Origin of the sequence: Companilactobacillus paralimentarius, assembly GCF_963227125.1 — a bacterium.
GTDB lineage: Bacteria > Bacillota > Bacilli > Lactobacillales > Lactobacillaceae > Companilactobacillus > Companilactobacillus paralimentarius.
Window position 1 is genome coordinate 1,144,795 of record NZ_OY724131.1, and the last position, 11,519, is coordinate 1,156,313.

An 11,519-nucleotide genomic window follows, 5' to 3' on the forward strand; every position below is an offset into this window, starting at 1 on the left:
ATTGCATATTTTGGGTTTCTTCCAACAAACTTATTATATTACAACTTATAGATAAAAGTACGTTTATATAAAAAATAAATAAAATAATAACTATTATACTTATAATCAAAAAAATCTTTGTAATGAATACTTTTCATCAGCTTTGTTGAGAACTTCTTACCATTATTTGTTCTGATTGTAACAAGTATCCGATATGTAAATAGGTTAAAAATGTTAATTATTCCTGAACTTGGTAAAATCTAGCTAAAGATATCAAGATGTCTTGTTAGGAGGTGCTAAAATCATGTTTAATCGAATTCTTGTAGCTATTGATGGAAGTAAAAATTCATATGATGCCCTGCGTGCCGCAATTACCTTAACTAAACAATTTAATTCGAAACTATTTTTAGTTTCAGTCGTTAATACGGCTAATTTACCAGTGAATGTAGGTGTCTCATACGCTCCTGGACTAACTCATGATTTAGAAGAAGATGCTAAGACCGATCTACAAAAAGCTGAGGACCTCGTGAAGAAAGCCGGCTTGGCTTGTCAGGTAGAACTTTTAAATGGCGAACCTCGTTCAGAACTAGCTCATTTTCCTAAAGATAAAACAATCGATCTGATCGTTATGGGTAAAACAGGCTTAAACGCCTTAGAACGTGTCTTTGTCGGATCAGTAACACGTTATGTTTCAGAACATTCAAAAACTAATGTTTTAATGGTTGATTAGGAAATTAAGCATCGAATATATTTTTACTCATTTCAGGTAATTAAAACAGCACTTATTGGGAAATATATATTGTACAGAGACTCAAAGTCGTGTGCATTATATATTCTGAATAAGTGCTGTATTTTTATATTAAATGCGAATCATTTATTCTTTAACATTTCTTGAACAGTGGATTCATTATGTGCTAACCAACCACAGGCACCAGCAGCGATAGCACCAACTAGGTCATCCAAAAAGACATTGATTTTTCCAGTAGATTTATCGTTCAGTTTGGCCAAAATTCCATGTTTCAATTTATCGACATAACCGTAGTTAGTAACGGAAACGGAACCATACAAACTAGCTAAAGTAATAGCCATATTTTCATCAATACCATAAGTTGACTCATCAGTACGCATAATACGTTGCATAGGTCCAGATAGTAGCCCCTTTTCGGCTAGAACATCTAATTCGATACCGGTCATAATAGCATTTTGTGCTTCACGTTTATGTAGCACTTTTTTGATGGCGTGAATAGCTATTTCGGTATTTAGACCGGGAATGTAATCTTTTTCCAAAAAAATAACAATTTCAGCAATGTCATCTAATTGCACACCACGATCGTTTAAGTTTCTAATAATATGTTCAAAATATTCTTTGTCTTGTTCCTCAAATGATACCAAAATTAAAATCTCCTTATTATTTATTTGCATCCCATTCAGCTTTAAATTCATCTAGAAAATCCAGCATATATTGATGACGCCCTTGGGCAATTTTTTTAGCAGTAGGAGTGTTCATCATGGCAGTTAATTTTAACAATTTTTCATAAAAATGGTTGATAATAGTTTCGTCGTTTAAATTACGATATTCAGCTTTTGTCATTTTTTCACGCGGTTTGATAGCTGGATCGTAGATAGTTTCGGAATTGTTCCCTCCATAATAGACAGCTCTCACGATACCAATGGCACCAATAGCGTCTAGTCGGTCGGAATCTTGTACGATTTGTCCCTCTAAAGATAATTTGGGAGGATTGTCTAGTGACTTGCTGAATGACAAATTGTGAGTAATATAGAGGATTTCGCTAATTTGTTCATCAGTCATGTCCAAACCCTTTAGGAAATCATAGATTTCTTTCTCTAATTTAGCTGGATCAGAGACTAGTTTATCGTCAGCTACGTCATGTAAGTAGGCCGCGGCCAGCGTAATCAGATGATCGGCAGGCTCTTTTTTCAAAATTTGTTTAGCAGTCCTAATAACCCTTTGGATATGATCAAAATTATGACCGGTTGTGTCTTGTTTCATCTTATTAAATGAGTACTTACGAATGGCACTTAGTTTTTCTTCGTCTGTCATCAAATCAATCCCTCTTTAAATGAATAACTATATTGTCACACAAAAGGGTTTGTATTTAAAATAATACCGAAAATTTCAATAACAAGTTAGCCACTTGGACAAAATAAATTGAATCCAAGTGATATCAGTATTTGAAGTTTATAAATATGTCTTTAAGCGCCACAGGAACTAGCAAAGAGTTCTTGTGGCGTTTTATAGTTCAATAACTTTCTAGGCATATTGTTGAGCTTAAATTCTATGTCTCTTATTACTTTTGGGCTGACTGTATCCAGTGACAGCCCTTTGGGCAAGTCACGACGTATCATTCGATTATGTACTTCATTTGTTCCACGTTCACAAGATGTATATGGGTGTGTGAAGTAAACATCCGCAACGCCAGCCATATCAGATGATAGATTAGAGAACTCAGGGCCATTGTCTGCAGTGATTGAATTGATAAGATCACCATAGTTCTTTATGATCTCTTTCATAGCATAATCTACAGAGTCGGCATCTCTACCGTCAATAAGTCTCATTATTTCAAAGCGTGTCTTACGCTCTATGAGCGTTAAGACGACACTCTCATGGCCATTTCTTTTGCCCACAATCGTGTCTATCTCAAAGTCCCCAAAGGATTCTCTGCTATCAACACTTTTAGGGCGTTTCTCAATACTACGACCAAGTAGACGCTTATGCTTTTTTGAAGTATGTTGCTTAGTCGGTCTAGTTGACTTTTCTACCAGATCAATATTCCGGATTTCAAGTCGTTGTTCATCAATATATTTGTAAAGTGTAGTAGTACAAACCATTTCATCTACTAAGAATAATTCTTCGTTCTTAGCTCGTCCAACGGCCGTATCAGGTGACCATCCATTATCTATGAACTGGCTTACAAAGAAGCCTAAAAAGGCTGTGACTTGGTCGAATTTAGAAGGACGATGGCAAAGCTTACGGTTCTTTACATACTTTTGATGTGCAGTGTCAGGAAAGTAGCAATTCAAGTGTTGAACTTTACCATTAACTTTCTTGATCTGCTCAACAGTACCTCTGTTAATTTCATTATTAATAGTCTGAGGTGAAACGCCGATAGCTTTAGCTATCTGGCGATTCGAGTAGCCAATTGAATGAAAGGAAGCAATCTTTCCACGTTCAATTTCAGTTAAATGATGTCCTTTAGGACGATTTATGATATTCTGTTCTAGCACCAAGACGAAAAACCTCTTTCATTGTTTGTGTGAGAACTCCAATGATACCTGATTTTTACGTCTTGGTGTTTTTATTTTGTCATTTTTCTAAAGTGGCTAACTTGATTATAAAATTCGCCAAAATGATTTGTTAGGGAAATGGTCAATTATTTTTTTCTATCCTGCTGATTTTTCATTTGTTTGTCCTACAGAATTAAGTGAGTTGCAAGACTTGTATGAAGAATTCAAAACTGCTGGAGCTGAAATTTACTCAGTCTCAGTTGATAGTCAGTATTCACATATGTCTTGGGCAGAGACAACGGAAACTATTGGTAAAATCCAATATCCAATGTTGTCAGATCAAAAACATGAGTTGACAGACTTTTTCAATATGATTGATGAAACTAGTGGTCAAGATTATCGTGGTGTCTTTATCGCTGATCCAAAGGGAATTATCAAGTCATACACTGTTAATGCTATGGGTGTAGGTAGAAATCCAAAAGAAATTCTACGAACCTTACAAGCGGCACAATTTGTTGAAGAACATGGTGATAACGTTTGTCCAGCAAATTGGCATCCCGGGGAAGATACAATTAAACCTAGCGGAGATTTGGTTGGTAAAATTTAATTCTATTTTACGAAGACATTCAATTACTTTGGATGTCTTTTTTATTTTGTTGCTCCGTTATAACTATATATAGTGATACGAAATCAAAAAAATCTATATCTTGTATCAAATGATAAATTCCTAATTTAGCAAGTGAGTTAAGCGCTTTACACCGATATGTCGTCAATATGCTCAAGAAACCATTTACCAAATTTAGTTCAATTGGTGGTATGATTTTAGCTGTCGGTTAAATTGATATTTTTTAGAAATACGGTTTAAGGGATAAATAAAAATTGACCATTTCAAAATATAAATGCCACAATCATATATTTTGGCAATGGTCCAAGAGGAGAAGGATAAATGAGTATATTTAATCCAAAATGGTATGTTGAACAAATGAAACATTGGAGTTTCAAGAGTTACATGCTATTAATGTTTGGCTTGGGGGCCATCACTGCATCAACACTTTCACATTCTATTAATGCAATTGCTGTTTGGACATGGTTTGCGGCCGTTTTAGGTTTCACATGTACAGTTGCTATTACAAATGCAAAACCTTTAAATGGTGTTTTAGGATTAGTTTCAGCACTTATTTATATTTTTGTAGCTATCAATGCTAAGAACTTCTCTGATGTTGTTCTTCAATTAAGTTACATTATTTTGCTAGATATTCCTGTTTTGATCAGTCCACAATGGGCTAAGGATGCTGAAAAGCATATTCATGGTTTAACTGCTATTAAGTGGCTTTGGACAGCGTTATTTTTCTTTGCTTCATGGGGATTGCTTTATTTGATGGATACACATCTATTCATCAGTCCACGTCCAATTATTGATTCTGTAGCTGCTGCTATTGGATTTACAGGTGCACTTCTATGTACATTACGTTTCCGTGAACAATATTATTTCTGGACTGCTCAAGGTATTATGTCAATCGTTCTTTGGGGTGTTACCGCTACACAAGGTGATGCTAGTCCCGTTCTATTCTTGACATACATCATGTACTTCATGAATGATATGATTGCTTTCTTCGACTCACATATTCACTGGTTCCACAAAGATGCTACTGAAAACAGAGCTAAGAGTGAAGAATTGGCTAATAATTAATCTGTTTTTTGTTGCATTTAAATTACCAATTAGATTATTATTGTTGAACAATAGTAATCTAGAAGGGTAAATGAAACTGTGAAAAAATTTGTTAAAATCACTTTATCAGTCGTTATAGGCGTTACGTTATTTGTCGATGTAGCGGCTGGGGGTTACATGTTTAACTATGCATTTAGTAAGAGTGGGTACAGTAGTCAGATAAAGGGTCACTTGAGTAAGAACAGTCAATGGTTTTTGAGACAAAAACCGCAGATCTGGGAACAGACTACAAAAGACCATATAAAACTAAAGGCTCGATATTTACCTGCCGAGAAGGAAACCGCCAAAACAGTGGTTGTTGTCCACGGATTTGGTAGTGCTAGTAAATATATGGGGTCTTATGTCAGAATGTTTCACAACGCAGGATATAACGTTCTGGCGCCGGATAATCGTTCTTTTGGTATGAGTCAGGGTAAATACGCCGGGTATGGTTGGAAAGATCGAACCGATATGATGAATTGGATCAAACGACTTAATCGGAAATTTGGATCTGATTCACAGATTGGACTCTACGGTATCAGTATGGGTGCTGCAACAGTCATGTATACTTTGGGGGAACATCCTAAAAATGTTCGTTTTGCTATAGCCGATTGTGGCTATTCAACGATTTCCGGTGAGTTATCTTATCAACTAAAAGAAATGTTCCATTTGCCAAGTTTCCCAATTGTGCCTACAGCTAGCCTTTTTGCTGATTTTATGGCAGGTTATAATTTCTATCAAGCCAGCACTAAGGACAGTCTGAGGAATAATAAGGTACCATTATTTGTTATTCATGGTTCGAAAGATGATTTTGTACCAACTAAGAATGCTTATTTGAATTATGATTACACTAACGGTCCTAAAAAGCTTTGGATTGTTAAGGGTGCTAGTCATGCTAATTCCTATAGTAAGGCCGAGCAGCTTTACATTGATAAAGCAACGGATTTTGCTAATAAATATTTTAATTAAAATAATAGCCAGTAACTCGAGATGGGTTACTGGCTATTTGTGTTCTTATTCATGCTTTTGGTATATGATAATTTTACTAAACAAAGGTAGGTGATTGAATGCAAGAACAAGATGATTTGCGTTATTTTTTGAATCGAAAGCAAAAGTTTGATGTTCGTGCAGTATTGATCTTATTACATCAGGGTGAAGTCTTTGTTAGACAAGAGAATAGCAAGCAAGAATTGTATATCCTGCCTGGCGGAGCTGTTAAATTTAACGAAGAAAGTCAATCTGCTGCTGAGCGTGAGGCATATGAAGAACTAGGTTTAACCGATTTGAAGCTAGAATTTGCAGGTATCTTAGAAAACTTCTGGAAATTGAAGAGGATTGAATATCAACAATTGAATTTGATCTATCGTCAAGAAGTTAACGATGAAGTATATCATCAGCTACAACATTTGGATTACCAGAAATTTGATTTGCCCCCTAATTCTGATTTGAAGTGGGTTAGAGTTGATCAAATAGAAGATACTTTGCATCCGAAAGGAATTGCTAGAATTTGTTATCCAAAGGCCAAAGTACAGCATTTAATCAATCTTCAAAAATTTAATTTTTAAAAAATGATTCGTTATTGATTTTGTTATCGGTAACGAATTTTTTTTGTGAAATCCGATTGACTATGCAAAATGGGATGAATAATATTAAAAGTACGCTACCACGGTAAGCGCTTACTATATATAAAAGGGGGGATTTAGATGTCGATGATTGAAGTATCTAATTTAACAAAGGATTTTCGAAAAACTATTAAGTCACCAGGACTAGTAGGAGCCTTTAAATCATTGATTAAGCCAAAATATGAAACTTTTGAAGCCGTCAAAAATTTGAGCTTCGAGGTACCTAAGGGGGAAATTTTGGGCTTTATTGGTGCTAACGGTGCAGGTAAATCAACAACCATTAAGATGTTAACCGGAATCTTAACGCCGACTAGTGGATATTGCCGGATCAACGACAAAATCCCTCAAGAGGATCGTCAAAATTATGTTAAAGATATCGGGGTTGTTTTTGGTCAAAGAACCCAATTGTGGTGGGATCTACCATTGCGTGAAACCTATTCAGTTTTAAAAGAAATTTACAATGTACCTGACAAAAACTTCTATAAACGAATGGATTTTCTAAATGAAGTTTTGGATTTAAATGACTTCATTACTAGCCCAGTAAGAACCTTATCATTGGGACAACGTATGCGAGCCGATATTGCTGCCTCACTGTTGCATAATCCGAAGGTTCTATTTCTGGATGAACCAACAATTGGGTTAGACGTATCAGTTAAGGATAAGATCAGACATGCCATCGAACAGATCAATCAAGAAGAGCAAACCACAATCATTTTGACGACACATGATTTAGGCGATATTGAATTGTTGTGTAATCGTGTTTTCATGATCGATCATGGACAAGAAGTTTTTGATGGAACAATCAAACAATTGAAGAATCGTTTTGGACACATTAGAGAAATTGAGTTTGAATTGGTCAATGCGGAGGATGCGAATCGTCTAAACTTTTCTCAATTTGGTTCAGCTATTGAGTATTCGCAGAATGAAAAGAATGTTCGAGTTAAATTTGATAGTAGCAAAGTATCAGTTCCTGATGTTATCAGATTGACCTTGTCACAAGTTGACGTTCAAGATATCAGTGTTAAAGATGCGGATATAGAAGATATCGTTAGGAGGATTTTCCGAAAGGAGGCGGCCGAACATGACTAATTTCTTGAGAAAATATCGTCCCTTTGTATCAGCGGGTATCGAAGAGGCAATTGTTTATCGTGCTAATTTTCTGCTATTTGCGTTGGGTAATACTTTAGGCGCCTTTGTAACTTATTTCTTATGGAAAGCTGTCTTCCAATCGAGTACGAATTCAAGTTTAAGTGGGTTTACTTTTCCGGAGATGGTTTTGTATATCTTTTTGAGTTTCTTTACTGGAATTCTAACCTCAAGTGATGGTTCTAGTAGTGTTGGGGATGAAGTCAAAGATGGCTCAATTGCAATGCGTATCCTCAAACCAATCAGTTTTACGGCTAATTATTTTTATGAAGAAATTGGTAGTAAACTTATCGATGTCGGTGTTTTAGCAGTACCACTATTTGGTGGTATTTTAATCTATCAAATTGTTGGTACTGGGACACCAGTTCTTAATTTGGGCAATTTGTTATTGTACTTTTTCAGTGCAACAGTTGCATATCTAATTAATTTTTACTTTAATATTTGTTTTAGTTTCACCGCATTCTTTTTTCGGAATCTGTGGGGATCAAACGTTTTAAAAAATGCTTTGGTAATCTTCATGTCAGGATCATTAGTACCTTTGGCATTTTTCCCACCAGTCTTACAGAATGTTCTGAAAGTGTTGCCATTTTCATCATTACTATACACGCCGGTAATGCTGTATCTCGGAAAGTATAGCATGCAACAAACTATTTCTGTATTACTCCTACAAATCTTTTGGTTGATATTCTTTATTTTTTTAGCAAAAATCATTTGGCATTTTGCTATCAAACATTTGAGTATCCAGGGAGGTTAATATGAGAAGAGTATTACATCTAGAAAAAATTTTTATTTCACAATATTTAAAACAGACGATGGAATATAAGGCTGATTTTATCGTTGGAGTTTTGGGAGTTCTACTCAATCAAGTTTTAAATTTGATCTTTTTACAAGTTATCTTTAGTCAGGTACCTAAATTAGCCGGCTGGAGTTTACAACAGATTGTCTTTATCTATGGATTTGCCTTAATTCCCAAGGGATTGGATCATCTCTTCTTTGATAATCTTTGGATCGTTGGTCAAAAATTAGTTAGAAAAGGTGAATTCGATAAATATTTAACACGTCCTATCAATCCACTTTTTCACGTGCTAGTTGAGACCTTTCAAGTCGATGCTTTTGGTGAATTATTGGTTGGTGTTATCTTATTGGTTATGTCATCAGCTACAGTCCATTGGACTTTGTTAAAAGTGATTTTATTTATTGTTTCAATTCCATTTGCCACGGCTATTTATACAGCTTTAAAAATTGGTACTTCGGCCGCAGCGTTTTGGATGAAAAAGAGTAATACTATCACTTACTTGTTTTATATGTTTAACGATTTTGCTAAGTATCCGGTTAGCATTTTCAATCATCTAATTCGTTGGATCATTTCTTTTGTCATTCCATTTGCTTTTACGGCCTTTTATCCAGCCAGCTATTTCTTAACTGGAAAGAATGTGTTGTTTAATTTAGGTGGATTAGTGGTTATCTCAGTGGTCTTCTTATTCATTTCTATTAAGATCTGGAATAAAGGAATTTCATCTTATGAAAGTGCTGGATCGTAAAAAAAAGGAACTTCCTTTTGCCATTTGAAGCGATTGGAAGTTCTTTTCTTTATGCATTTTGTGTTTGACCACTAATATTTTTAACTGATGAAGTATCATCGCTGACCTTTTCTGCAGTTTCCATTTCCTCAGTATGTTCTTGTTTGTAAGCTGCCTTATCAAGAACTTTGAAGAATGGAAGGTAAACAGCAACGGCAATGACTAATTCAATTAATTGCCATACTGGAGCACGCCAATCACCACCAGTAATTAAATAACCATTGATAAAGATTGGAGTTGTCCATGGAACTTGAGCAATAACCATGCCAATAATATGAGCTTTCATTAAGAAGTATGTAATGCCTTGTAGAACCATTGGAATTAAAATGAAAGGAATTGATAATGTTGGATTTAGAACAACAGGGAAACCAAACATAATAGGTTCGCTAATTTCAAAAACTGAAGGAATAGCACCTAATCTAGCTAGTTGTTTGTAGCGTTTGCTCTTGGCAAAGAGAAGACAACAAATAACTAGAGCTAGAATAGCACCGGTACCACCGATATTCATACCAAAATCAAGGAATCCATCGGCTGTGATATGTGTTGGAGCAATGCCTTTAGAGACATCCTTGATATTTGCCATCAAAAAGTAGGTATAAATAGGTGAAGCCACTGCACCTAAGACATTGTTTCCGTGGATACCAACTGTCCAGAGGATCAGAGTTAAGAATAAGGCAAACTCAACACCCCAGAAACTATTTAATCCACCAACTAATGGTGAGAAGATTGCTTGAATAACGGCATTGATTTTGATGTTAAAGAGAACTCTTATAATCCAGAAGAAACCTAAAGATGCACATGCGGGGATTAGAGCAACAAAGGAGCTAGCAACAGCTGGTGGTACTGAATCTGGAAGAGTAATGACAATGTGCCTTCTAATGAAGAAAGCTACAATTTCACTTGAAATAATTGAAACAATAATTGCAGTAAACATACCATCTGATCCTAAAGTCGAAGGATCGATTTGGAATTTATCATTCAACATACAAAGAAGGAATGCTGAAACACCGATAGCTGTACCGGATAATGTATCTATTTTATTTAATTTGGCCATCTCATGACTCATACCGATGGCAACAATAACAGCTAAGATACCAAAAGTAATGCTAACAGCCGACTGTAATTTTGCTTGATAGGGTGCGACTAATTGTGTCCAACCTGGGAGTGGCAGATTTGCCAAGATCATAAAGATACTGCCAAAGATTGTAAATGGAACGGTAATAATCATTCCGTCACGTAATGCCAACATATATTTCATATTACTGAGTTTTGCTAACGCTGGGCTAAAACTATTTTGAAACCAATTTGTAATCGCTTTCATAACTAAACTTTCCTTTCCGCTTGATTACCTTTAATCTAGCATATGGAAATGGTATTGTAATTAAAGATAATGCTAGCTAAATACAACATATTGAAGGTGAATTCAATGAGATATAGTTTCAAAGCAAAGGATCGATCATTACCATTATATGTAGACAGTATTGGTTACAAATGGCGACAAGAGAATGTGTCTAGACCGAAAGGTTATAATTACGTTCATTGGTTACAGACATATTCGGGAACTGGAATAGTAAATATTGAAGGTCGAACAATAGAATTGAAAGAAAATCAGGGCATTTTGATCAATCAGAATATCCCTCATGCTTATCATTCTAAAAATGGTCTTTGGATTACAGATTATTTTTCCTTTGGTGGTTTATTAATTTCAGAGATTACTAAGGTACTGGGAATCCAAGATTATCTTTATATTGAAACTCCAGAGAGTAAGCTAAAAAATTTTATTGAAGTGCATCATAAGGAATTTAAAGAAAATAATCGTTTAGCTATCTATGAATCTTCGACTCTAGTTTATGAATTCATGCTTTTGATAAAGAAGTATTGTGTCGTCAATCCACACAATTATCAGATGAACAAAAAAATTATTGATCCTATTTTACAGTTGATTCGTGAATCATACCAACAGAATTTGACTAATAATGATTTTGTTAAACTAACAAACTACAGTTTACAGTACATCTTGGAAGCCTTTAGAACTAATTATGGCAGTTCGCCACATCAAATCTTGATAGATTATCGTATAAAGATGGCTAAGGAATTGTTATTGAATGAACCGGAGCTCTCAATTGATGAGATTGGTCAAAAAGTCGGTTTCAATACTAATAGTTATTTCATTTCAATGTTCAAACGCGGTGAAAAGGTCACACCAGGAAAGTTTCGTGGATTATATAGATAGTTTCA

Annotated in this window: 12 protein-coding genes and 1 pseudogene; 9 read left to right on the top strand and 4 right to left on the bottom strand. The window is 35.1% G+C overall.

Annotation, left to right across the window (positions count from 1 at the left end; translation table 11 throughout):
* The first annotated feature begins 283 nt into the window (after positions 1-283).
* On the top strand, positions 284-709 hold the full coding sequence (locus ACI6PB_RS05470) for a universal stress protein (RefSeq protein WP_404327893.1): 426 nt from the start codon (positions 284-286) through the stop codon (positions 707-709).
* A 140-nt stretch (positions 710-849) separates the two neighbouring features.
* Here ACI6PB_RS05470 and ACI6PB_RS05475 read toward each other — a convergent pair whose 3' ends face one another.
* From ACI6PB_RS05475 to ACI6PB_RS05485, 3 genes are all read right to left on the bottom strand, one after another.
* The gene (locus tag ACI6PB_RS05475) at positions 850-1,401 is read right to left on the bottom strand and encodes a phosphatidylglycerophosphatase A (protein WP_051564362.1); all 552 of its coding nucleotides are present in this window, start codon (positions 1,399-1,401) and stop codon (positions 850-852) included.
* Complete coding sequence (locus ACI6PB_RS05480; RefSeq protein ID WP_056955845.1) at positions 1,388-2,041, bottom strand: HD domain-containing protein; 654 nt, start codon at positions 2,039-2,041, stop codon at positions 1,388-1,390. The genes ACI6PB_RS05475 and ACI6PB_RS05480 overlap by 14 nt, the downstream gene beginning before the upstream one ends.
* A 152-nt stretch (positions 2,042-2,193) precedes the next feature.
* Positions 2,194-3,228: an IS30 family transposase gene (locus ACI6PB_RS05485; RefSeq protein ID WP_059075255.1), complete on the bottom strand. Its 1,035-nt coding sequence runs from the start codon at positions 3,226-3,228 to the stop codon at positions 2,194-2,196.
* A 106-nt stretch (positions 3,229-3,334) separates the two neighbouring features.
* Here ACI6PB_RS05485 and ACI6PB_RS05490 point away from each other — a divergent pair.
* The 7 genes and pseudogenes from ACI6PB_RS05490 to ACI6PB_RS05520 form a co-directional block, all read left to right on the top strand.
* A pseudogene (locus ACI6PB_RS05490) lies at positions 3,335-3,832 on the top strand (peroxiredoxin); the annotation flags it as partial.
* A 339-nt stretch (positions 3,833-4,171) separates the two neighbouring features.
* A complete protein-coding gene (pnuC, locus tag ACI6PB_RS05495; RefSeq protein WP_025085836.1) occupies positions 4,172-4,915 on the top strand; it encodes a nicotinamide riboside transporter PnuC in 744 nt (247 codons plus the stop codon).
* Positions 4,916-4,993: 78 nt separating this feature from the next.
* Complete coding sequence (locus tag ACI6PB_RS05500) at positions 4,994-5,902, top strand: alpha/beta hydrolase (protein ID WP_025085835.1); 909 nt, start codon at positions 4,994-4,996, stop codon at positions 5,900-5,902.
* A gap of 98 nt (positions 5,903-6,000) precedes the next feature.
* Positions 6,001-6,498, top strand: coding sequence for an NUDIX domain-containing protein (locus ACI6PB_RS05505; protein ID WP_309510996.1), 498 nt, complete (start codon positions 6,001-6,003; stop codon positions 6,496-6,498).
* Between the two features lie 138 nt (positions 6,499-6,636).
* On the top strand, positions 6,637-7,644 hold the full coding sequence (locus ACI6PB_RS05510) for an ATP-binding cassette domain-containing protein (protein WP_025085833.1): 1,008 nt from the start codon (positions 6,637-6,639) through the stop codon (positions 7,642-7,644).
* Positions 7,637-8,455 (top strand): ABC-2 family transporter protein, encoded by an 819-nt coding sequence (locus ACI6PB_RS05515; protein ID WP_025085832.1) that lies wholly within the window; start codon positions 7,637-7,639, stop codon positions 8,453-8,455. The genes ACI6PB_RS05510 and ACI6PB_RS05515 overlap by 8 nt, the downstream gene beginning before the upstream one ends.
* A 1-nt stretch (position 8,456) precedes the next feature.
* Complete coding sequence (locus ACI6PB_RS05520; RefSeq protein WP_025085831.1) at positions 8,457-9,242, top strand: ABC transporter permease; 786 nt, start codon at positions 8,457-8,459, stop codon at positions 9,240-9,242.
* 49 nt (positions 9,243-9,291) lie between these two features.
* Here ACI6PB_RS05520 and ACI6PB_RS05525 read toward each other — a convergent pair whose 3' ends face one another.
* Positions 9,292-10,602 carry a PTS transporter subunit EIIC gene (locus ACI6PB_RS05525; protein ID WP_309510994.1) on the bottom strand — a complete coding sequence of 437 codons (1,311 nt, stop codon included), beginning with the start codon at positions 10,600-10,602 and terminating at the stop codon, positions 9,292-9,294.
* 105 nt (positions 10,603-10,707) lie between these two features.
* On the opposite strand from ACI6PB_RS05525, the gene ACI6PB_RS05530 reads away from it, so the two are divergent.
* Entirely contained in the window at positions 10,708-11,514 is an 807-nt protein-coding gene (locus ACI6PB_RS05530; protein WP_025085829.1) for an AraC family transcriptional regulator, read from the top strand.
* Positions 11,515-11,519 lie beyond the last annotated feature (5 nt).